This is a genomic window from Psychrobacter sp. ASPA161_6 (assembly GCF_051970285.1).
GTDB classification, from domain to species: Bacteria; Pseudomonadota; Gammaproteobacteria; order Pseudomonadales; family Moraxellaceae; genus Psychrobacter; species Psychrobacter glaciei.
The window spans coordinates 495,762-517,869 of the sequence record NZ_JBEFNJ010000002.1; the positions used below are offsets into that span (position 1 = coordinate 495,762).

Annotated in this window: 17 protein-coding genes; 8 read left to right on the top strand and 9 right to left on the bottom strand. The window is 44.0% G+C overall.

The annotated features are described in order from the left end of the window. Nucleotides 1–98 precede the first annotated feature (98 nt). The 5 genes from ACTQ9T_RS08165 to ACTQ9T_RS08185 all read right to left on the bottom strand — a co-directional run bounded on the left by ACTQ9T_RS08165 (nucleotide 99) and on the right by ACTQ9T_RS08185 (nucleotide 6,328). Nucleotides 99–758 (bottom strand): YsnF/AvaK domain-containing protein, encoded by a 660-nt coding sequence (locus ACTQ9T_RS08165; RefSeq protein ID WP_440464732.1) that lies wholly within the window; start codon nucleotides 756–758, stop codon nucleotides 99–101. Nucleotides 759–1,119: 361 nt separating this feature from the next. Next, entirely contained in the window at nucleotides 1,120–1,968 is an 849-nt protein-coding gene (locus tag ACTQ9T_RS08170) for a DUF2382 domain-containing protein (RefSeq protein ID WP_440464733.1), read from the bottom strand. A 428-nt stretch (nucleotides 1,969–2,396) separates the two neighbouring features. Beyond that, nucleotides 2,397–3,578 (bottom strand): thiolase family protein, encoded by a 1,182-nt coding sequence (locus ACTQ9T_RS08175; RefSeq protein ID WP_440464734.1) that lies wholly within the window; start codon nucleotides 3,576–3,578, stop codon nucleotides 2,397–2,399. 265 nt (nucleotides 3,579–3,843) lie between these two features. Beyond that, nucleotides 3,844–5,202 carry a homoserine dehydrogenase gene (locus ACTQ9T_RS08180; RefSeq protein ID WP_439292708.1) on the bottom strand — a complete coding sequence of 453 codons (1,359 nt, stop codon included), beginning with the start codon at nucleotides 5,200–5,202 and terminating at the stop codon, nucleotides 3,844–3,846. A gap of 265 nt (nucleotides 5,203–5,467) precedes the next feature. Beyond that, nucleotides 5,468–6,328, bottom strand: a complete 861-nt coding sequence (locus tag ACTQ9T_RS08185) for a DsbC family protein (RefSeq protein ID WP_440464735.1) — start codon at nucleotides 6,326–6,328, stop codon at nucleotides 5,468–5,470. Nucleotides 6,329–6,717: 389 nt separating this feature from the next. Here ACTQ9T_RS08185 and ACTQ9T_RS08190 point away from each other — a divergent pair, with 389 nt between their 5' ends. Further along, nucleotides 6,718–7,647, top strand: coding sequence for a DUF808 domain-containing protein (locus tag ACTQ9T_RS08190; RefSeq protein ID WP_201592642.1), 930 nt, complete (start codon nucleotides 6,718–6,720; stop codon nucleotides 7,645–7,647). Between the two features lie 171 nt (nucleotides 7,648–7,818). Here ACTQ9T_RS08190 and ACTQ9T_RS08195 read toward each other — a convergent pair whose 3' ends face one another. Continuing rightward, on the bottom strand, nucleotides 7,819–12,171 hold the full coding sequence (locus tag ACTQ9T_RS08195; RefSeq protein WP_440464736.1) for an Rne/Rng family ribonuclease: 4,353 nt from the start codon (nucleotides 12,169–12,171) through the stop codon (nucleotides 7,819–7,821). Between the two features lie 1,257 nt (nucleotides 12,172–13,428). On the opposite strand from ACTQ9T_RS08195, the gene ACTQ9T_RS08200 reads away from it, so the two are divergent. Both ACTQ9T_RS08200 and ACTQ9T_RS08205 read left to right on the top strand, forming a co-directional pair. Beyond that, entirely contained in the window at nucleotides 13,429–14,439 is a 1,011-nt protein-coding gene (locus tag ACTQ9T_RS08200; protein ID WP_010195770.1) for an RluA family pseudouridine synthase, read from the top strand. A gap of 147 nt (nucleotides 14,440–14,586) precedes the next feature. After that, nucleotides 14,587–15,255, top strand: coding sequence for an HAD-IA family hydrolase (locus ACTQ9T_RS08205; protein ID WP_440464737.1), 669 nt, complete (start codon nucleotides 14,587–14,589; stop codon nucleotides 15,253–15,255). A gap of 108 nt (nucleotides 15,256–15,363) precedes the next feature. Here ACTQ9T_RS08205 and yihA read toward each other — a convergent pair whose 3' ends face one another. Continuing rightward, complete coding sequence (gene yihA / locus ACTQ9T_RS08210; protein ID WP_440464738.1) at nucleotides 15,364–16,167, bottom strand: ribosome biogenesis GTP-binding protein YihA/YsxC; 804 nt, start codon at nucleotides 16,165–16,167, stop codon at nucleotides 15,364–15,366. A gap of 388 nt (nucleotides 16,168–16,555) precedes the next feature. Between yihA and ACTQ9T_RS08215 the strand changes: the two genes are divergently transcribed. The 4 genes from ACTQ9T_RS08215 (at nucleotide 16,556) to ACTQ9T_RS08230 (ending at nucleotide 19,571) form a co-directional block, all read left to right on the top strand. Further along, complete coding sequence (locus ACTQ9T_RS08215) at nucleotides 16,556–16,891, top strand: c-type cytochrome (protein WP_010195760.1); 336 nt, start codon at nucleotides 16,556–16,558, stop codon at nucleotides 16,889–16,891. Between the two features lie 323 nt (nucleotides 16,892–17,214). Next, nucleotides 17,215–17,883, top strand: a complete 669-nt coding sequence (locus ACTQ9T_RS08220) for a c-type cytochrome (protein WP_010195758.1) — start codon at nucleotides 17,215–17,217, stop codon at nucleotides 17,881–17,883. Nucleotides 17,884–18,120: 237 nt separating this feature from the next. Further along, the gene (locus ACTQ9T_RS08225; RefSeq protein WP_440464739.1) at nucleotides 18,121–19,263 is read left to right on the top strand and encodes a hypothetical protein; all 1,143 of its coding nucleotides are present in this window, start codon (nucleotides 18,121–18,123) and stop codon (nucleotides 19,261–19,263) included. After that, nucleotides 19,263–19,571, top strand: coding sequence for an RnfH family protein (locus ACTQ9T_RS08230; protein WP_210541189.1), 309 nt, complete (start codon nucleotides 19,263–19,265; stop codon nucleotides 19,569–19,571). Before ACTQ9T_RS08225 ends, ACTQ9T_RS08230 begins: the two co-directional genes overlap by 1 nt. A gap of 101 nt (nucleotides 19,572–19,672) precedes the next feature. On the opposite strand, the gene ACTQ9T_RS08235 is transcribed toward ACTQ9T_RS08230, so the two are convergent. Then, entirely contained in the window at nucleotides 19,673–20,092 is a 420-nt protein-coding gene (locus ACTQ9T_RS08235) for an outer membrane protein assembly factor BamE (RefSeq protein WP_051000695.1), read from the bottom strand. 325 nt (nucleotides 20,093–20,417) lie between these two features. On the opposite strand from ACTQ9T_RS08235, the gene fur reads away from it, so the two are divergent. Beyond that, nucleotides 20,418–20,852: a ferric iron uptake transcriptional regulator gene (fur, locus tag ACTQ9T_RS08240; RefSeq protein WP_189582952.1), complete on the top strand. Its 435-nt coding sequence runs from the start codon at nucleotides 20,418–20,420 to the stop codon at nucleotides 20,850–20,852. A gap of 106 nt (nucleotides 20,853–20,958) precedes the next feature. Here the strand turns inward: fur and ACTQ9T_RS08245 are convergent, their stop codons facing one another. Beyond that, a complete protein-coding gene (locus ACTQ9T_RS08245; protein WP_189582949.1) occupies nucleotides 20,959–22,080 on the bottom strand; it encodes a PilT/PilU family type 4a pilus ATPase in 1,122 nt (373 codons plus the stop codon). Nucleotides 22,081–22,108: the final 28 nt, after the last annotated feature.

The following is a 22,108-nucleotide window of genomic DNA, read 5'->3' on the forward strand; positions in this document are numbered from 1 at the left end:
TCTCATTTTTGTGAATGCTATCAGTAAGCTCTCAAGAAAAAAGCAACGTTGTCGTTGCTTTTTTTATCTCTGATTTTTGAGTTATTCACAAAGGCCATCTATTTTTTATGAGTAGGTGTGCGCTCATGCTCCAAAAATCCTTCCTCTGTTACCTCTAGCTCTTCATGCTTGAGCTCGACTTCAATACGGTCAGTATGCGTATGCGTGCTTTTGTTGACGTCAACTTCTTGAATGACATAGGTATCTTTGGTGATGGTCGCCACTTGACGCGATAAGATGATTTCTACGGGCTCATCACCGATTTCAACCTGCTTATCATTGATAGTGATAACTGCTCTGCTATCAAGTGCTGGCTCAACATGGCGCAGTATGTCTTTATCATCGTAATTACCCGACAGTAAATCCTGACTTTCAGCATCATGATACTCAGTACGGACGGTAATATATTCTTCTACTAACTCAATCGGCACTTGAATCGTCTTGGTTCGAGAGTGCTTAGTGACAGTTACCTTGCCTACATCTAAGCGTTCTTTATTGATGACAGGGCGTTCTTCTAATAATTCTAAACGCCCGCCATTTCCTCTTTGGTTCAAAGCAGTAAGTGGATCTTTGTCATGATTGGGCGCAGTAAGTTCATTTTCACCACTTTGTTTAGTCTCAACACCATGATCAGCAATAGGCGTATTTGTGTCAGTTGCTAGCGTTTCCTCAGTATTCACTGCTTGGTTTAAACGGTTATTATCATTATTAGCTGTCATTTTAGTCTTCCTTGTTATTAGTAAATAGATTCCAAAAATACATTGTTGAAGATTTTTTATTATAGAACATCAATTTTACCAATGACGGTTAACGTCATCATATAGTCGATTTATTTCAAAAAACAGCGCTGGCGGGATAATTTTTCGAAGTCTTTGGAATGTAAAGAACACAGCAAGCGAGAAAATTTATACTAACTTATAAATTACACCAAGTTAGAAAAGATAGTATCTAATATAAAAAAAAGACCAGAGATGGGCTCTGGCCTTTCTAAGCTAAGTAAAATACTCAGCTGCTAGTAACGGTCACTTGCTGCTTGTTTGCTTATCTAATTTGCAACAACCAGCGACTGTTTTTAGCATATTACATGCCACGAGCGCGGCGTACATCTTCAGCGGTGATACCGTCGCGGTCGACAATATTGCCTTCACGGTCAACCACATTACCATCACGATCAATGTCTAATTCTTCACGTTGAATGGTATCAACGATGGTTTCAGTATGACGTTCAGTCGTCTTACCAACGTTTACTTCTTCTGAAACATAGGTTTCTTTGCCGACGCGAGCGCGTTCTGCTGATAGCTCTACTTCGATACTTTCATTACCGTTCACGTCACCGATATGACGATCAGTAGGGCGGTCGACATTGGTACGTTCGATATTAGCGTGTTCTTCTTCTAACTCGACATCGACGTTGCGTTCTTCAGTAACGACATGCTTACCAACTTTTACCAGACCAGCGACGATACGGTCTTTATTAACGGTCAAACGCTCTTCTAGCAGCTCTAGCGTGTTTGGCGCTTCGTAGTTATGATCAGCAATTTCCATACGCTCTTCTGTTGGTACGCTGTCAGCAACGAATGATTGACGATCTTTTTCATATTGCTCTTTATAACTGTACTGATAGTCGTGATCGTATACGTCCATTGCTTCTACTTGCGCTTGCGTTAGGCTATCAAAGAATACGTCATCACCAACGATACGTGCTAAACCTGCTGGCACTAATACTTCTTTTGAGCTAAACCAACCACCTGCATCGACGATTAAATAACGAATGCGGCCAGTCGTATCTTCTACTAGAGCGCCTTCAATTTTACCGATTTTTTCTTCATTGACGCCATAAGCTACTTTGCCTGTTGGGTCATAATAGTCGTCACCAATAAGATCACGGTGGGTAGCTTGAATATCTTTTAAACGAATTAGTTGGCTCATTATTATCTTCCTTTTATATGAGTAAATGATTAACGGTTCTGTCATAAAGCCAAATTTTTTTAAAACAATCATTATTTTTATGGAGCTTTTATTGCTTTACTAAAATCAAGCACTGTAGCTAGCGGTGTTAAATAGCTTCTACATCAACTTGTAATTATCATAACATCATGATTTTAGATGAGATACATGAGCAAGGTAGCAAAGTGTGCGCTTGAAGTAATCGCGTGTAATAGGCTGTAAAAGACAGGATAAATATATATTTTTGAGTTAAGGATTTCTTACTGTAAAGAACATTATTCATCTATTGAGAGGTTTTTATGCATAAAAAAACCGCATAGCAATTAGCAATGCGGTTTTTAAGTAAGACATACATACAAGATCAGATCGTGCGTTCTATTTAAAAAACGACGTTCCAGTACGGTTGATGCTTACGGCAATTCAATAGCAACCGCTACCGCTTCACCGCCACCGATACATAGCGTAGCAACGCCTTTTTTACCGCCAGTACGTTTTAGGGAGTTGATAAGCGTTATTAGGATGCGCGCACCTGAACAGCCCACTGGGTGACCAAGGGCACAAGCGCCACCTTCGACGTTTACTTTAGCATGATCGATGTTTAGCTCGTCCATAGCGGCCATAGTGACCATCGCAAAGGCTTCGTTGATTTCCCATAGGTCGACATCTGCCACTGACCAGCCAGCACCCGTCAATACTTTTTCGATTGCACCGATCGGTGCGATGGTGAATTCACTTGGATGACGCGAGTTTGAAGCAGTCGCCACGATACGAGCTTGATAATCAAGACCTTCGGCCTGCGCTTGTGACTCTTTCATGACTACGACAGCAGCAGCACCATCTGAGATTGAGCTGGCATTAGCAGCAGTGATCGTGCCGTCTTTCGCAAATGCTGGACGCAAGGTTGGGATACGATCAGCGTTTGCAAGTGCTGGTTGCTCATCAGTATCGACCGTTTGCTCGCCTTTGCGGGTTTCAAAGGTAACAGGCGTGATCTCATCTGAGAAGTGACCATCTTTGATAGCTGTTAGGGCACGATTTAGAGATTCGATAGCAAACGCATCCATCTGCTCACGGGTATAGCCTTTTTCAATGGCCATTTCTTGAGCAAACATACCCATTAGCTTACCAGTTTCGGCGTCTTCTAGACCGTCTAAGAACATGTGATCTTTGACTTCTTTGTGACCCATACGGTAGCCGCCACGTGATCCTGGCATGAGGTAGGGTGCGTTGGTCATTGATTCCATGCCACCAGCAACTGCAACATTGAAGCTACCAGCTTTGATACCATCATGCGCTTGCATGACTGCTTTTAGACCTGAGCCGCAAAGCTTATTGATGGTGACAGCACCTGTGGCATCAGACAGACCTGCTTTACGCATGGCCTGACGGGCAGGGCCTTGACCCAAACCAGCGGTCAAGATACAGCCCATAATTACTTCATCAATATTATCCGGACTAACACCAGAGCGCTCAACAGCGGCTTTAATCGCTGTTGCACCTAAGTCAGTCGCACTCACGTCTTTTAGAGCGCCTTGGAATCCACCCATTGGGGTACGTGCGCCGTTTAAAATTACAATTGCATCATTTGACATTGTTATTCTTCCTTTCCATTTGTTTTGACAAAAATATTTTAATAAAATTACTGTGATTAATTAATAATATGAGTACTTCTAGATTTTATTCAAGGTTATAGCCCATGCTTAGAAGTATCGTTATTTTTCTCTATATCAATATTTCTAAGGTGCTAATCACTTAAAGGCCTCAATGATTGAAGGCTCTAGCATTCAAAATGAGAACATATCCTAGTTATGAAAGCACCCATTATTAACCATTAATCATCGGTTCCAAACTTCTGACCTAAGCAAGCTCATCCAAACGAATACGAACGACTTTATCGGTAATCGTATCTAGCTTTTCGATTTTTTCGATGGCCAGATTCATTTGACTCTCAACCACTGGCAGCGTCAATATAATGACAGGTACTTGACCCAATTTATGAGCAGGCTTTTGCAAAATCGCGTCAATGTTGATACCAGCATCGCTTAGGATGCGAGTAATATCTGCTAACACGCCCGGACTGTCATAAGCATGGACGCGTAAATAATAGCCAGTAATCATCTGTTCAGCACGTAATATCGGCGTGTCTGACAGCTGTTCAGGAATAAACGCAAGATGCGGCACATGGTGGCCGTGGTTGTTTTGATTGCTGTTGCCTTGATCGTCACAGTCAGTATTGCCTAGGACACGGACCAAATCCATGACGTCAGCCATCACCGCAGAAGCGGTTGCACCAGCGCCAGCGCCATCACCACAATATAGCGTCTGCCCAAGCGGGTGCGAATTGACCAACACCGCATTTTTTACGCCATTGACGTTAGCAAGCAACGCGTCTTGCGGAATCAGCGTTGGGTGTACGCGCAGCTCGATACCAGCATCATCAGCATTGCCTTGACCATCACGGCGTACGGCAAACCCTAAATGCTTGATACGGTAACCAAGCTCTTCGGCATAGTTGACGTCTTGCAGGGTAATGCCAGTGATACCTTCACAGTAGACTTTGTCAAACTGTAGGGGAATACCAAAGGCGATCGAGGCGAGTAGCGCCAATTTGTGCGCCGCATCAATACCTTCGACATCGAAAGTGGGATCTGCTTCTGCGTAACCCAGCTCTTGCGCTTCACTTAGTACGTCGGCAAACGGACGACCTTTATCACGCATTTCGGTCATGATAAAGTTACCAGTACCGTTGATGATACCTGCGAGCCAATCAATTTTATTGGCAGCAAGCGCCTCACGCATCACCTTAATAATCGGAATACCGCCTGCCACCGCCGCTTCATAAGCGACGTGGACGTTGTTGGCCTCAGCGAAAGCGAAGATCTCATTGCCATGCTCAGCCAATAATGCTTTGTTTGCGGTCACGACATGCTTGCCATTTTTGATAGCATGCATGATGACGTCTTTGGCTAGGGTAGTGCCACCAATCACTTCGATAACGATATCGACATTGTCGCTTGCCGCAATTGCCATCAAGTCACTGTTTTGCATGATATTTGAATCAATATCATCACGCTGACGACGCGTACCCACTTCGGTGATTATAATGTCGCGTCCGCTACGGCGTTTTAGCTCATCTAAATTGTCGTTGATTAGATTGATCACGCCTGTTCCGACGGTGCCCAGACCAAGTATCGCTAGTTTGATGGAATTACTCACAGTATCCTCAAGAGGTTAAATATAATGACGCGAGTATAACGCTGTGGCAATGTCAAATGAGCTTGCGGTACTAAACGTACAGTCTGTGCGCATTATCTAGTGCTGCCGGTTTAACTGCTTCATTATAGTTGAATAAAAAATGCTCAAATAAAAATGGGATTGCTAATATTGCATCGCGCTTTATCGTATCATACCGACAAGCGCTTGTGACGTCTACTCAATGTCGCTGGGGTCAACAATATCAAAGATATCATATGGCGATCGATTAAATAGCACCGACTGCTTGGGCCAATTCTGCGGCTGGTAGATAACCACCCACTTGCTCTCCTGCTTCAGTGAAGATAGCAGGTGTACCACGTACCCCAAGCCTTGACCCTAAAGCCATATGCGCTTGTACAGGGTTGGCACAGCTAGGCGCTTGTACATTGGCGCCCATTTTTGCCTGATTCATGGCAGCTTTGCGATCCTGACTACACCAAATAGCTTCCATTTTTGGCACTGACTCTTGACCGCGTGGCCATGCCAAATAACGGACTTCGATACCGCGCGCATTGATATCGTCCATCTCTGAGTGTAGTTTGCGACAGTAGCCACAGTCTGCATCGGTAAAGGCATAAACAACGGCTTTGGTCGTACCTTTTGCTGGATAAATCACCATCTCTTTTTTATCGACGGCTTTTAGCGCTTCTTGCGCGGTACTAGCGACTAGTGCCGCACTGATATCAACTGGAGCCGCGTCACCCACAGCGATAATCTGACCCTGAATAATGTGTTTACCAGATTTATCAGTAAAGAAAGCAGGCAGTCCTTCAGCAGTCACCCAATAAATACCATCCATATCTGTCGGCACAGCTGAGACGATTTTTTCTTCAATACCAGAAGCGTTTAAGTTGGCCTGAAGCGCTGTAACCACAGCGGCATCATTACCGGTAGCGGTTGGGGGATTGCTTGTTTTGGCTTGAGCACTGTTGACCACGCTGGCATTACTATTGGTGGCATCCGCGCTATTGTTTGAGCAGCCGGCTGCGACGATGACTAATAAGGCACCCATGATGACCCGAGACAAAGGGTTGCGTGAAAATTTATCAGCAGTTGGCATGGCTTTAGAAAAAGGAGAGAAGGACATAGGGTGTTTCCTTTAGGCAGTCACGCCTAATCAAGGGTTCATAATAAAAGGATTTTTTGTATTCTCTGACCCATCCATCATGACGAGTAAGTCGCATGATAAGAAGGGCAACGTTGACTGGTTTTATAGCATGTATTGATCATAAAGGATAAGTAATAATATAGGTTATATTAACATATTTTTTTTAATAATCTCTAAAGGCTGTTTTTTATGCCACTCGTAAATACAATGCATCGATAGCGGCTAAACCTTGCAAAATAAAATACATTTGTACTATTTAATATCGCCTCATGTCTAGGTAATCTATTGCTTATAATCACTTTTATGACAATATTAACGTCATTTTGCAACATTTACTAATTTAAGCGAATTCACGCTAAGGAACGCGTATGGCAGGTGCAAGTTTATTAACCCTACTTGATGATATCAGTGTAATACTCGATGACGTTTCGGTCATGACCAAAGTGGCCGCAAAAAAAACCGCTGGTGTGCTAGGTGATGACTTAGCCCTTAACGCTGAGCAAGTAACAGGTGTCAAAGCCAGTCGCGAGCTCCCCGTGGTTTGGGCGGTCGCCAAAGGCTCATTCATTAATAAGCTCATTTTAGTACCCGCAGCGTTATTAATCAGTACTATCTATCCCCCTTTGGTCACGTTTCTACTCATGTGCGGCGGACTATTCTTGGCTTATGAAGGTGCTGAAAAAGTCATCCATAAGTTTTGGCCGCATATTTTACCGCACGACGAGGAGCAAAATGCGCGTCGGCAAGCCAATGCAGATGAAACCGTCGATCTAGTCGCTTTTGAGAAAGGAAAAATCAAAGGTGCTATCCGCACGGATTTTATCCTATCTGCTGAGATTATTGTCATTGCGTTAGGCTCAGCCGCAGGGGCAAGCTTGCTAGAAAAAAGCTTGGTACTCTCCATTATTGCGATAGCGATTACCGTTGGGGTGTATGGCTTGGTGGCTGGGATTGTCAGAATGGATGATGTTGGTCTGCATCTGATGAAGCAATCGGGCAATATTAAGCAGAAGGTGGGCGCATTTTTAGTATCGGCGGCACCTAAGCTGATGAAATTTTTATCTATCGCTGGGACGTTGGCTATGTTCTTGGTCGGTGGTGGTATTTTGGTACACGGTATCGACTTTTTACATCATGGCGTCGAAAACTTGGCGCATTTGACTGGAATGTTTGAAAGTGTGACAACGACGCTGTTAAATGGCCTAGTTGGCTTAGTAGTAGGGGTGGTCATGGTCGCCATTATTACGATCATTGGCAAAATACGCGGTAAGGATAAAGACGCATCTTCTGCGCATTAAAGGTGTTGCATTAAATATGATTGGTATATGGTATAGCTTGCCCACTATAAAATCACTACAGCGTCAACCTCGCTGATCATACTGATGTATAGCTTGCTCCAAGCAGTATCTAACATAAAAAAGCCCCAAAGTTGCTGACAACTTTGGGGCTTTTACGTTGAAGCTCTACGATTAGCTTTCGCTGTCTGACTCATCAGACTCTAGCTTTTCAGCTTGCGTCGGCTTTTTATGGTCAGTCTTTGGCTTACGACTGCGTGCTTTTGGTACTTTGGGCGTGGTTAAATTAAACATGCCAGTTTGTGGCAGTAGTTGCTCTGCTACATTCTCAATCATGTTTTTATAACTGGCTATCGTCGTTTTTGACTTGGCCGCCTGAATTTCCTCTTTCGTTGATTGCTCTACTATAGGCTGCTCAGTTTGCTCAAGTTCAACCTCAGCACTTTTCACCTCAGCACTACTTTTCACCTCAGTACCTTTCACCTCAACCTCTTCAACATCATTGCTTTTGGTGTCAGGACTTTCAACGCTTGTTTCCTTTAACGCTTGTTCTGCCTCTAGCAGTTGCTCGCTATCAGCGCTAACATCATCTGCTTGCGTTTGATTGGCTAAGGCTGTCGCTTCTACTTTGTGCGCGTCAACGTCATTACTGATTTGCTCAGACTCAGTGACTGGCTCGCTAGCAGAAACGGTTGGTTCCGCTGCTTGCTCATCAGGGATAGTGAGTACAGCTGGTTCCTGATAATCAGGATGTTGACCGCGTGGATCGTTGCTGGCACGTTTGCCAATAGCGCGTGGCTCAACGGCTGTTTTGCCTTGTGCCGCTGCAAACTGACTGACCGCTTGCGTCATTGCTTCAAAGCGGGCAAGGTAATCCGCTGCTAAAGGTTGATAGCCGTAGTTGCTAAAGTCAAAGCGACGAGTGGCAAAGTCGTTGTCGTCGCCTTTGTTCTCGCTTGAATCGCCTTCAACGTTAGTGCCATTGCCAGCCGTTTGAGCTTTCTGCGTATGCGCTTCAATAGCAGCAATAAAGCAGCTGATGACACCATCACTTTTTAAACGACTTTCTGCATCCGTTAATGCTTTACGAACAAAATCACCAACCGAACCACGAATGGTCGGTGCGCTTGCTACTGCTTGCTCAGTTGCTTGAGGCTGCTCAGCAGATTGCGCTTGCTGACTACGAACGACACGCGGGTCATTGCTCGCTTGTCCGAACTTCTTAGCTGTCACGTAGCGTTTGGCAAACAATGCGTCATGTGTCAGCTCAAGCGCTGAGTTACTAGGGCTGCTAGTCTCCGTCGCGGCCGTAGTCGCGTTGTCATCGTCAGTTTTTTGCGCGCTTGGTGCTGTTGCTACGCTAGCTGCCTCAGTAGTTACTGGCTTCTGACTATCAGCTTGACTGTCACTACTGCCTTTAGACGCTGCTTGCTCATCTACCGACGCTGTTTTGTCATCGACTTTACGGTCGTCTGTAGGTGCAGCCTGTTGCGCCGGATCTGCCGTAGTGCTCACTTCTGCATCAGTGCTTTCGGCAGTATTTGCTTGTGTACTGCTTTTTTGCGTATCACTAACAGGCTCATTGTCCTGTTGAGCGTTATCTTTTATATCAGTACTTTTTTCTGCAGTGATTTTTTCTTCAGAGCTTTTTACCTGAGTACTTTTCTGGCTATTACCGTGCTCATTAGTGCCATGCTTGTCAGTACTTTCCACTGCACTGTTTTGCTGGTTAGTACTCTCTTTAGCAGCGTTCTGCTGAGTTGCACTGTCTTCTCTACGTTCTTTTGTAGCTTCATCTTCCGTAGTGTCACGCGCCGAGCTTTGTTTTTCAGCAGGCTGATGAGTGACCTGTGCAGTCTTACTATCATCCAGAGATAAGTGAACCACTTCTGGTTTCTTAAGCTCATTGGTTGCTTCATTGACCTGTAGCACCACTTCGTTAGGATCTTGATTACGGCGTGTGCTCGCTTGGTTTTTGTTAGCACTGGTAGTCGTTCTCTGAGTATTTTGTTTAGCATTATCAGCTGTTAACGTCTCGCCGCGCTCAAGCTTGCCGCGTGAACTACGCTGAGTGTTTGACTTACGCTTAGAGCGGGTTTGCTCATCTGCCGTGTTGCTGTCTTTTTGCTCAGCATCGTCGCGGTTGCTATCGCTATGCCCGTTGTTATTACTATTACGGCTGTTATCTTGACGATTATTACGGTTGCGATCACTCGTGCGTCTATTATCCTGCTGACGTTTGTCTTGGGTGTCAGCCGATTTGTCATCAGTGCTACCGGCGGCGCTGCTATCGGCACTACTGTTGGCTACGTTATCACTGCTCGTGTCGTCACGCGGCTCTTTTCTTTGATGCGGCTTAGAAGATCTCGATTTGCGTGGCTTACGTCTTCTTCTATCCTCAGCACTGTTGTCGTCAGTATCACCGTCCGTGTTGCGACGTGCTTGTTGACGGTTAGTATTATTATTCGGCGCTTGATTGTCGCTTTTTTGACTATTGTCTTGCTGAGTCGTTTGCGATGGATTCTGAGCATTGCCGGTCAGCGCACTGCTATCCACTTGTCCAAAAGAGCCTAAGCTTTGCGCACCATTATTCACCAGCGCTTCGATGGCTTCAGCCGCATCACGACTACTGATACTATTGGTTGTTTGTGCCTGCGGGGCTTGCGCAAATAGATTGGACAACCAAGCAACAGCTTGTGGTTGGGCAGTCGTTGCGACGCTAGGAGACGGAGTCGTTATAGCAGCGGCAGGTGCTGCAACAGCGACGTTCGCCGCTTTATTATCTTGTGGCGCGTGCGTCGATGAAGCGTTATTAGTGCTCGTATTATTACGGCGGTCATTGCTATGATTGACGGTGCTGCTCTGCTGCTCAGCAGTATTTTGTGGTGCAGTAGTTACAGGGCTAGTTGCTTGGTTCGTAGCGCTGCTATCTCTTGTTTGACGAGGCTGGCGGGTAGGCTGCTGTTCGGGACGTTCCTTTTCAGCCGTTTGCCAATCAACATTATAGCCAAGATCACTGTGTTCTTGGGCAGTATCAGTGATACGCTCGTAGCTTGAAGGGGCAAAACCGTCACGGTTGAAGTGTAGTTTAAAGTTTGGCGATTCTAAATGTGCGTGTGGCAAGATAGTGATACGCGTACCACTGTCTTGTTCAAGATATACTAAGGCATCACGTTTTTCATTCAATAAAAATGCTGCGATATCTGTCGGTACTTCTGCTTGCACTTCACCTTGACGCTCTTTGAGTGCGATTTGTTCAATCTGACGCATAATCGATAGTGACAACGAGCGCAAGTCACGAATCATGCCATTGCCATGACAGCGTGGGCAGATATAACCGGTCGACTCTTCTAATGACGGACGCAGACGCTGACGGCTCATTTCCATCAAACCAAACTTAGAAATATCGCCAAATTGAACGCGGGCACGGTCATATTTGGTGGCATCAACCAGACGTTTTTCAACTTCTTTTTGGTGCTTATTATCGTTCATGTCGATGAAGTCAATGACAATCAAGCCGCCCATATCACGCAAGCGCAGTTGACGGGCAATCTCGTCTGCTGCTTCTAAATTGGTATGGTAAGCGGTCTCGGCGACATCTGAGCCTTTAGTAGATTTGGCAGAGTTGATATCGATAGAGACCAATGCTTCAGTTTGGTCAATAACGATCGAACCACCTGATGGCAGACGCACTTCGCGCTGATAAGCAGTTTCAATTTGTTTTTCGATATTAAAGCGCGAAAACATCGGCTCATAATCGGTGTATTTACGCAGTTTTTCTGCTTGTTTTGGCATGACTGCATCGATAAAACCTGCCGCTTCGATATAAGCATTTTCGTTATCGATCCAAATCTCAGCAATATCATCACGCAGATAATCACGCACAGCACGTGTGACGACGCCCGCTTCTTGATGGACTAAGCGCGGTGATGGATATTTTTGGTTTTGTTCTTGGATGGCTTGCCAGATATTGAGCAGATGGTTTAAATCATGTTGTAAGTCTTCTTGGGTTTTGCCGATACCAGCAGTACGAATGATGACGCTCATACCTTTTGGCAAATCCAAACTGCCCAGCATACGCTTCATATCTTCGCGTAATTTACCAGAGATTTGACGAGAGATACCGCCACCACGAGGGTTATTGGGCATCAATACCAGATAGCGTCCAGCCAATGATACGTAAGTCGATAGGGCAGCGCCTTTATTACCGCGTTCCTCTTTCTCGACTTGGACGATCAGCTCATCGCCTTCTTTGATCAATTTTTTGATGTTTTCGTCACGAGGATTGCCGCTTAGATATTCAGCAGAAATTTCACGAATCGGCAAAAACCCTTGGCGCTGTGAGCCATATTCGACAAACACGGCTTCAAGCGATGGCTCGACACGGGTTACGTGGCCTTTATAAATGTTAGATTTTTTTTGTTCGCGGGTACGGTTTTCTAAATCGAAATCGTAAAGATGATTGCCTTTACATAAGGCGACACGAATTTCTTCGTTTTGAGTGGCGTTGATCAGAATACGTTTCATACTATTATCCTATGAGTACACAGGACAACGACAAGAAGGGCTATTATATTGAAAAACTCTGAATGATAAACTTTTACGTTAAATGGCTTTTATAGCAAGCCACATTCACGATGTATTCAGACTGCCAATTGGACAGCGATCAATATAAAAATAACCAAAGCAAGAAGGTAGTAGTATCAAGTGACGCTAATATTGATATCAGCTAAAAATACCAGATGTGAGAGGAGCGTCGTGCTCAGATAAAGTTGGATAAATAAAAGGGAGCATTAAGAGGCGCTCATAAAAAACTTACCTGTTAACTCACAATGAATTGACTACGTTTGAGCGTACCAGACAGATGGTTCTAAGTAGCTACTAATACAGGGTGTAAGGCTGTAAGGTTATCTACTGTTAATATTTTAATGGCTCGCAATGATTGCCGCTAAAGTATTAACACCGAATGCCAATCGTTTTGTATCGATTTAGAGGCTTGGCTATTAACATCCTTGCCACCATAAATTTTACCAAGATGATTAACATGTAAAGTGGTGAAGGGCGTTTAATATACTTTGTAAGAGTCTATCGAAGCGCTTGCCACATGATTACAATTTATTCGCTGTACTGTTTATACTTCAAACCGTTAAATTCAGCGAACCTCTCAATATTAGCTCAAATCAATTCAATTGTTTTATCTATTATTTTAACTTATAACATCTATATATTTTGGTATCTGATTTTAAGAGTGCCACTGCGCTGTTGCTCAGCGGGGCGTACTTGGCAAACAGAATAGGTAACCGGCTCATTAGCTCGGTTGGGTATATCTCTTTTATAATGCATCTATTTTATCTGTTTGACCGCCAATATTCAGGCAGCTCTAAACTCTTAATATCGGACTACCGTCACTTGCTCAACTGCGCTTGCCTAATATGATTAAAAATCAAGTCGTGGTCGTGCGTTAAATGAGTAGTTGTGTACTGCTATCGCTCGATAAACGGACTTGTTTGTCACTATTATCGAAGCAATTATGTTTGGTATAAATACCGCTTATTGGACGCTACGCCGTGTATTACTTGGCATTTAGTCCTAAAAATTAGATGATGCGTGCAAAATTAGCTTAAGGGACAAGGCATGCCTCGTTACTAGCAAGTAGTAAAGATGACGACCGGTCGTTTGAGACAATAAGGATTATTGCCGCAACCTCTGCTTAATTGGCGCTCAACATGTTAAACTATAACAAATCTTTGTGTAAATACCTAACTAAAAATGACAAACTCCAAAATGACTGACGACGCAACTACCCATGAAGCTCCTGCTATTTTTAATAGCAAAACCCGTCCGCAAAGCGCCGACGATGAGATTAGTAACTTTGGAAAGGTTAACTACCTTGAAGTCACTCGCCATCAGCACGACCAGCGCTTGGATAACTTTTTGCTGAACCGCCTAAAAGGTTTGCCAAAACCGCATATCTATAAAATGATTCGCTCAGATGAGATTCGAGTCAATAATAAGCGCTGTAAAGCCCATGATAGAGTACAGCGTGAAGACGTGGTACGTATCGCACCGGTGGTACTCGCTACCCGTGAAAAACCCATCATCAGCACCGAGTTTGCTAAAAGCCTATTAGCACGTGTGGTCTACGAAGATGATGGCCTGCTGGTGCTTAATAAGCCTTCTGGCATTGCAGTACATGGTGGCAGCGGTCTTGATTTTGGCGTCATCGAAGCCATGCGTGAAGTGACTGGTAAAAAATATCTAGAGTTGATCCATCGTATCGACAAAGATACCTCAGGTCTGCTGATGATTTCTAAGAAACGCTCAGCGCTAAAGACATTGCAGCAGTATTTGGTCGACAAGACTATTCAAAAACATTATCTATGTATTGCCAAAGGACAACCCGCCCTGAATGAGCAACGTATCGATGCGCCATTGCTACGCTACACACTTGATAGCGGTGAGCGCCGCGTTAAAGTAGAGGCTCAGGACGCACAATCCAAAGAAAGCCAGACAGATATTATTGTCCATGAACGTTTTATGATTGCCGGTCAACCAGTCAGCTTGATAGAAGCTAAACCGCTGACGGGTCGTACCCATCAAATTCGTGTGCATTTGGCTCATATTGGTCATGCTATCCTAGGGGACAGTAAGTATAACGTCCATGACAAATCTGGCGTGCATCGTCTGTGCTTGCATGCATGGCGCTTAGACATTCCTGGTTATAAAACTATCACGGCACCATTGCCCGATGAGATGGTTGACTGGCTGCCAGAGCAAACCAAATTGCCTGAATAAGCTTGAATCTCTCGTGTTTCAGGTTACATTTTATCTGGGATTAAGTATTGATCCTAAACGTCATGCTCACTTATTTATTTCTACCAATAAGTCGGCGTGACGTTTTAGCATCTGTAATAAATGCGCACCATTTAATAAGGCAAACTCATGAATAAACAGTCTGATCATCGCTTAGCCGACAAGACGCTAGTTATTTTTGATTGGGATGGTACGTTGATGGATTCAATCGGTCTGATTGTTGAGTCCATGCATGTGGCAGGAGAGGCACATGGCTTTCAAACCACCGATCAAGCCGTCAAAGACATCATTGGTCTTAGCCTGATGAATGGTATTGAGATTTTGTATCCGCAGGCCAGTGACGCGCAAAAGCTTGCCATTCAACAAAGCTACGCTGACTATTATATTCCAAACAGCCACCGCACACCGTTCTTTGCCCCTACAGAAACCATGCTAAAGACTTTACAACAGCAGGGTCGTAAGCTTGCTGTGGCAACTGGCAAAAAGCGACGTGGACTGGATCGCGTACTGGATGCTTCGGCAAGTCATGATTATTTTGATATTACCCGCTGTGCCGATGAGTCAGGTTCAAAGCCTGATCCGCAGATGCTGACGGATATCTTGAATTATACACAGCAGTCAGTATCTGACGCCGTATTTATCGGTGATAGTATTTATGATATTCAAATGGCAAATAAACTTGGCATGACTAGTATTGCTGTTAACTACGGGACAGCATCCAGCGCTGAGTTGGCTGCCCAGTTACCTACTTATCAAGTAGACACACCGCAAGCGTTAGCTGAGCTGTTGTGTGGCTAGACTCAGAGCAGACAGATAAATGACAAGAAAAAAGGGTTTATCACTATTAGCGATAAACCCTTTTTTTTATCAATTTTCATAAAATGCTACTAACTAAGGGCTTGCTATTTACCTATCAGTTGGCGATTCATCATTAAGTTGTTCATTAGCAGGCTGATCACTATCAGACTGTTCGTTATCTTCGAGCAATTCTTCTTCTTCGAGCGGGTCATCATCGAGCAGATTAAAAGAGGATTCAATGATTTTGTTGTCATTAAGCTGGTAATCGTACCAATTGCCCATCACACCAGCCAATTCATCGAGACCTTCTTTTCTCAAGGCTGAAAATAACTGAATGGTACATTTAAGACCTAACTCTTTCAGTCTTTTACGGGTATTAAGTAAGGCATTTTTAGAAGCACCATACTTCAATTTATCTGCTTTAGTCAGCAAAATATGAACGGGTAGCTCACCTTCTTTGGCCCAAAATAGCATTTGCTCATCAAAGAATTTGAGCGGATGACGAATATCTGTCATCAGCACTAAGCCTGCTAGGCTTGAGCGCGATACCAAATATTCTTCCAACTCGACCTGCCATTCTTTTTTCATTTCCAGCGGCACGGCAGCATAACCATAGCCTGGCAAATCAACCAGACGTCTGTGCTTGTCGCCAATACTAAAAAAGTTAATCATCTGCGTACGACCAGGGGTCTTGGACGAGCGTGCCAACTGCCGCTGATTGGTCAATGCATTAATGGCCGAGGACTTACCCGCGTTTGAGCGTCCTGCAAAAGCAACCTCTAACCCGACATCAGGCGGACAAAGGCGAAAAGTAGGCGCTGACGTCATAAACTCAGTTTGCTGAATTCGTTGGCGCGATTTGGTATTAAACACCGCATGTTCGGCGGCGACATCTGTAAACGGGGTACTCATAAATGGCTCATTAATCTGCAAAAAATTGGATACGGTAGTGAGAATTGGTGGTTGGCTAATCATCAAAGCGACGCATTAAATAGATAGAATACGAGTGGCTCTTGCTGATAACAATCGCTGTTTTAAACCAGTGACTATTCTATACTATTAACCGTCTTACTTATTGAAATTACGGTGATTAGTCTTATATAAATGACAGCATACCATTAAAGTGTAGTAGCGCTTAGCGAAAGTTTTCCTCGCATAAAAAAGCGTTACTAAAGTCAAACTCGATTCATGTATACTAAATTGATATATATTGTTACAATGTTTAATGAAAAACGTTTATTATAGTATTTAATTAAGTTGATATCTAATTAAGCGTACGAAAAAATTAAGGAGGTGCCCTATGTCTGCAATCACCACACTTTTTACCAAAACTTGCCGTCTACTAATTGGCAGTGGTGCAGCGCTTGTCCTAACGACAGCCATGACAACCAGCGCCAGTGCTGCTGATATTGCCACCACCTATGACAATTCATGTGCAGCTTGTCACGATAGTGGCGCGTTGAATGCTATCAAAAAAGGCGACAGTGCTAAGTGGCAGCAGCTAATACAACAAAAAGGCATGCCAGCCCTGATTAACTCAGTCAAAAGTGGTATGACACAGATGCCAGCTGGCGGACTTTGTGATAACTGTAGCAATGATGATTACCGTAAACTGATTGACTACATGAGTAAATAACAGCTGCCGGATCAAAATCTTAGATGAAAGAAATAAAGCGCTTGAAGCACTCACTTCATGCGCTTTTTGTTTTTCAAGCAGCATCCTATAGTAGCGCCAATAGAAAAACCAGTGGTTACTACGATTAAGTAGGCAAATACTATAAAGTCTTGCTATAATAATCCAAAATAAACCCTGATGTTAGTAAGTACTTTCAGACTGTTTGTGACCAACCCATAAAATATATGCTGACTTCGCTATATAGTAGCGCGACGTATATCAATGTGCTTGTCGATGCAATCACTCTAAATAATACTTACGCCGAGTTAGTAGGATTTGTATCAATGAAAAAGTTAATCGCTGCTGCCAGCTTATGCGTTGCAAGTTTCAGCGTACAAGCTGCTATTGTTGTTCCCGAATATGACGTTAACGCTGGCAAGCAAATTGCAGAAACAGTCTGTGCTGCTTGTCATGGTGTTGATGGTGTCAGTGTGGTTCCTGCTCAGCCTAATTTGGGCGGCCAAAATGTTAAGTATCTCTATAAACAGTTGGTCAACTTTAAAGCCGGTTACCGTAAGAACGGTATTATGCAGTCGCAAGTGGCGAACTTATCACAGCAAGATTTGGCCAATGTGGCAGGCTATTATGCTAGCCAAGCGCCTTGGGGAGTTGGCTTCGGTAATCCGGCAACCAACCAAGAAGCGACCAAGCTGTTTTTAGGTGGTGATAAATCTCGTGGCATTATTGGCTGTGCAGGTTGTCATGGTCCAGATGCAGCCGGTAATACATGGGCAGCGTTTCCACGTTTAGGTGGACAACACTCTCAATATATCGCCACTCAGCTAAAACTGTTCCGTGCAGCTGGACGTGAAGATGACATCGATAGCGATGATCAAAAACGTGCCAATGATGCGGCAAAAGAAGGCGAAAAAGGTATGATGCAGACGGTAGCCTCTAAGCTATCAGATCGCGATATCCGTATTTTGGCAGATTATGTGAGTGCTGTTCACTAAGTGCAAGCATTTTCAGCGTTTGCTTTATAGCACACTGCCATTAAGCCGCTGATTACGTGTCAGTCATTATTTAGTTATTAAACCCCGATTTCGGGGTTTTTTTATAACTGCCAGTCCCTTATATTGTACATACCTTTATATTATATAGACGATTATAAGCCTACCTACAGATGCTTTTGCTTGGTCTGTATAATTATTAATTATCGTTATTCACTTTAGATCGTTTGGATTTAGATTATGATGACCCGCTATGCTTCTTATTTTATCGCAGCGCTGTTACCACTATTATTGTTTCGCTGGTTTGCACCTGCAGCCATTGGTGAAATCGACTTTTGGTTGCTTTGGCTCTTGGCGATGGTCCTAGTATCACTGCCCGTGGTATATGCCGAGATTGCGCTCGCCTATCGTAGTGTCGATGCGCCGTTCGCAGGTATGCAGAAACTCACTCGTGAGGCTGATGCCAGTCCATTATGGCGCAGCTTTGGTTGGTTGGCAGCGCTGGTTTCGATTGTTATTGCTGCGCTAGTTATATCAGGTGCTAGCACTGGTATTGTATCGGCACTTACTGACCTTAATAGTGCACCTGACGTCCCCAGCTTTGCGATCGCTGCGGGATTGATGGTCATTGCTATCTTATTAAGCTTACTCGGTGTTACGCCTTTACCGATTGGTTTAGGTTTAATGCTAGTAGGTTTGGTGCTAGGCGTTGCAAATGGTTTGCCCAATATTAATTTTGCGATGACTGGTATCAGCTTAGGTGAATGGGCGCGCGCGGTTGCTTTAGCGTTGGTCAGTGTGGGGGCAGGTACAGGGCTATATTGGTTCGGTCAACACTTATCAACCAAGCAAGTCGTCACAGCGGTAGATGTGAATAATATTAATGCACAAAAACCAGCACGCACTCGTGCCAATCAAGAATATCGTGCGAGCAAATTGGTATTGCCCATCTGGATAGTGCAATTGTTGGTTGGGATTGTGGCACTATTTATCAGTGGTATGGCATTACCACCGATTGGACAGCTGGTATATTGGCTAGGGGTGTTGTTTGTGGCCAGCTATTTGCTACATTATAGCGTACAGCAGTTAGCGCATAAGTTTGGGCTGTTGGCCAGCTTGGTGATCACTTTTGTGGTAGCACTGGTACTAGTCATCGCCATACCCACTATATGGCTGGTAGGTATACTGGTTATTATCAGTAGTATCGCGGTGTTGCTGTTGTCCATCTTCGCCGGTTGGCAGATGAAGATCAGTCATTTGCGCAAGTCTCTAAACTTTGGCAATGAAGCGTTCTATAATCTATGGCGGATAGCGATACGTCTGGTTGTACCAGTGGCGCTACTGTTGGCGTTGATAGGTTGGGTGATACAGTGGATAAGCTAATGACGGTTTATCTGGCGTATGCTGAAGAGGCAAAGCGTCAGCATTATTTGACGTTATCAGTCGCTGAAGGGACTACTTTGTACGAGGCACTCGCGCAAGCAGGCTGGTTGATGCAATTTCCAGCATTAGCAAGGTGGTGTGAGGAAGTGGAACAAGTGATAACACCAGCGGCTAAGCGTTGGCATGTAGGGATATATGCCCAAAAGCAGCCGCTCAGCTATCCATTGCAGCCGTTCGACCGAATAGAAGTCTATCGCAGCTTAAGCGCTGATCCTATGTCTCAGCGCAAAAGTAAATCTCGAGGTTAATGGTTTAGCCGGACTGTCATTTAGCTTAAGCATTATTAAGTCTGCTATTTTGAAATGAAGACACGCCCTAACAATCATTAAGCATAAACTTATAATCAGATTTATTGAGCAGGAAGGGTTTCAATGCCTTCGATGCGACTGACTAAGCCGTTGTCATCAAAGTAAATAACCAAATGCTGGCTGGCATTTTTGACATCAGCGATGCCTTTACGGCTGCCTTCTGTGCCTGCTTTGTAATCATAAATATAGTCCCAACGTTTAGGCTCCAGCGTGTCTTTAATAGCTGGGCTACCCAAAATATAGAGGACTTGGTTTTGATTCATGCCCACTTGCAATTTTTGAGCTTGCACTTGGGTAATGGCTGTCCCTTGAGGCAAATCAATTTTATAAACACTCAGTAATGAGCAGCCAGACATCACAACCGAGGCACTAAGCATACCGGTCATGACAATCTTGCGTAATGTACTTGCACGGCTTAACGGACGAAAATTTAATGTCTTTATCATGGTAAGATGACTCATAAAAAATGGATTAGGTACGGTCAAGGGGTGTTGGTGCTGGTCTTGCCGACAATCTTGGACAAATGATACGTCATTTACTTGCAATTGCCTACCACTTACGACATTATTTACCAAACACTACCTAAGGCATTGGATTATTTATATTTTAAATTCATAGACTTGCGGTGAGATCTATCTGCCTCAACCACGCTAAAAATTTATGCAAGATAAGCTGGGCTACTGAGATTTGGATCTTTAGTATTTAATTAATAATAATCACTGGCGATTATTTACCTCATATTTTTTAGTTTTTATTTGCTAAGACTTAACAGTCAGAAGGGATATTATGGCTTCTTTTACCAATCAAGATTTACGTAAAGCAGGATTAAAGGTAACGTTACCGCGTATCAAAATTTTAGAGTTGCTTGAGTGCGCAGAGCTTCATCATATGAGTGCAGAAGAGGTGTACAAAGCACTGATTGAACAAGGTGAAGATGTGGGACTGGCGACCGTCTACCGAGTACTGACGCAGTTTGAACAAGCAGGTATTGTTGAGCGCCATAACTTTGAAAATAATCTATCCGTGTTTGAGATCACTCAGGCAGAGCATCATGATCATCTGGTTTGTGATGTTTGCGGCAAGATTATCGAATTCCATAACGAGATTATCGAAGAACAACAACTCAAGGTAGCCGCCGAGCATGGCTTTAAGCTATCGGGTCATTCTCTAGTGTTATACGGCATTTGTAACAATCAAGAATGTCGCGACAGCGCAAAATAATAGCCTTAAGAGCATTTTTTTTTGCAGACAGCAGCGGTATCACAATAAAAACAGCCCTCAATCATGAGGGCTGTTTTTATTGTGTGACTTTCTTACTTGCTACAGATTAGCTGACATCCAACGATAAGCTATCAGCACCTTCGTCTAAATTAGCCGTACCATTTTTGCTGCTCAGTTTAATTTTGAGACGTAAGTCATTAGGAGAGTCAGCGTGGAGAATGGCTTCTTTATAAGTGATTTCGCCTTGTTCGTATAGATCAAAGAGCGCTTGGTCAAAGGTTTGCATACCGCTATCACGGGAGCGCGTCATGACATCTTTGATTTCGTGGACTTCGCCTTTACGAATATAGTCACTGATCAGCTGTGAGTTTAACAAAATTTCAATGGCTGCCCGCCGACCTTTACCGTCTGGGGTTGGAATCAATTGCTGCGCGATAATGGCCTGTAAGTTAAGCGACAAATCCATAAATAATTGATTGTGGCGACTGGTTTCAAAGAAGTGAATAATACGGTCAATTGCTTGGTTGGCATTGTTGGCGTGCAAGGTGGCGAATACTAAATGACCAGTCTCTGCATATTGGATCGCATAACTCATGACCTCGCGGTTACGAATTTCACCAATCAAAATAACGTCTGGTGCTTGGCGCAAGGTGTTTTTTAGACCCGCCTCAAAAGAGTGGGTATCGATGCCGACTTCGCGTTGAGTGATGATACAGCCACGGTGTTTATGAACAAATTCAATCGGGTCTTCGATGGTAATAATATGACCATGAGAGTTTTGGTTGCGATGACCGATCATGGAAGCCAGAGTGGTTGATTTACCGGTGCCGGTTGCGCCAACCAATAGAATAATACCGCGTTTTTTCATGGCCAGCTCCTTCAATGCTGGCGGCAATCGTAGTTCTTCAACGGTTGGAATTTTATTCTCAATTTTCCGTAAAATCATGCCCGCCATATCGCGCTGTACAAAGGCACTGACTCGAAAGCGTGCTTGCTGTGCTTCATCAGTAATGGCAAATTGACATTCATTTGTCTCTTTAAACTCTTTTTGTTGACTTGGCGTCATTACCCCTTTGACCAATAGCATGGTTTGCTCAGCGCTCAGGGGCGTCTTACCAACGGGTAGAATTTTCCCGTTTATCTTCATGGAAGGCGCTACATCAGCGGTAATAAAAAGGTCGGAGCCGTTTTTATTGATCATTAACTGTAACAGTTTATCAATATCCATATCTTACCTACATTCGGTGTAAATCGAT

Bases quoted from the DNA above. Each gene is read 5' to 3' on its own strand.
- fur (WP_189582952.1), top strand. From the start codon at position 20,418: ATGGCTTCTTTTACCAATCAAGATTTACGTAAAGCAGGATTAAAGGTA.
- ACTQ9T_RS08200 (WP_010195770.1), top strand. From the start codon at position 13,429: ATGACTGACGACGCAACTACCCATGAAGCTCCTGCTATTTTTAATAGC.
- ACTQ9T_RS08205 (WP_440464737.1), top strand. From the start codon at position 14,587: ATGAATAAACAGTCTGATCATCGCTTAGCCGACAAGACGCTAGTTATT.
- ACTQ9T_RS08190 (WP_201592642.1), top strand. From the start codon at position 6,718: ATGGCAGGTGCAAGTTTATTAACCCTACTTGATGATATCAGTGTAATA.
- ACTQ9T_RS08230 (WP_210541189.1), top strand. From the start codon at position 19,263: ATGACGGTTTATCTGGCGTATGCTGAAGAGGCAAAGCGTCAGCATTAT.
- ACTQ9T_RS08215 (WP_010195760.1), top strand. From the start codon at position 16,556: ATGTCTGCAATCACCACACTTTTTACCAAAACTTGCCGTCTACTAATT.
- ACTQ9T_RS08220 (WP_010195758.1), top strand. From the start codon at position 17,215: ATGAAAAAGTTAATCGCTGCTGCCAGCTTATGCGTTGCAAGTTTCAGC.
- ACTQ9T_RS08225 (WP_440464739.1), top strand. From the start codon at position 18,121: ATGATGACCCGCTATGCTTCTTATTTTATCGCAGCGCTGTTACCACTA.
- ACTQ9T_RS08235 (WP_051000695.1), bottom strand. From the start codon at position 20,092: ATGAGTCATCTTACCATGATAAAGACATTAAATTTTCGTCCGTTAAGC.
- ACTQ9T_RS08245 (WP_189582949.1), bottom strand. From the start codon at position 22,080: ATGGATATTGATAAACTGTTACAGTTAATGATCAATAAAAACGGCTCC.
- ACTQ9T_RS08185 (WP_440464735.1), bottom strand. From the start codon at position 6,328: ATGTCCTTCTCTCCTTTTTCTAAAGCCATGCCAACTGCTGATAAATTT.
- ACTQ9T_RS08195 (WP_440464736.1), bottom strand. From the start codon at position 12,171: ATGAAACGTATTCTGATCAACGCCACTCAAAACGAAGAAATTCGTGTC.
- ACTQ9T_RS08165 (WP_440464732.1), bottom strand. From the start codon at position 758: ATGACAGCTAATAATGATAATAACCGTTTAAACCAAGCAGTGAATACT.
- ACTQ9T_RS08175 (WP_440464734.1), bottom strand. From the start codon at position 3,578: ATGTCAAATGATGCAATTGTAATTTTAAACGGCGCACGTACCCCAATG.
- yihA (WP_440464738.1), bottom strand. From the start codon at position 16,167: ATGAGTACCCCGTTTACAGATGTCGCCGCCGAACATGCGGTGTTTAAT.
- ACTQ9T_RS08170 (WP_440464733.1), bottom strand. From the start codon at position 1,968: ATGAGCCAACTAATTCGTTTAAAAGATATTCAAGCTACCCACCGTGAT.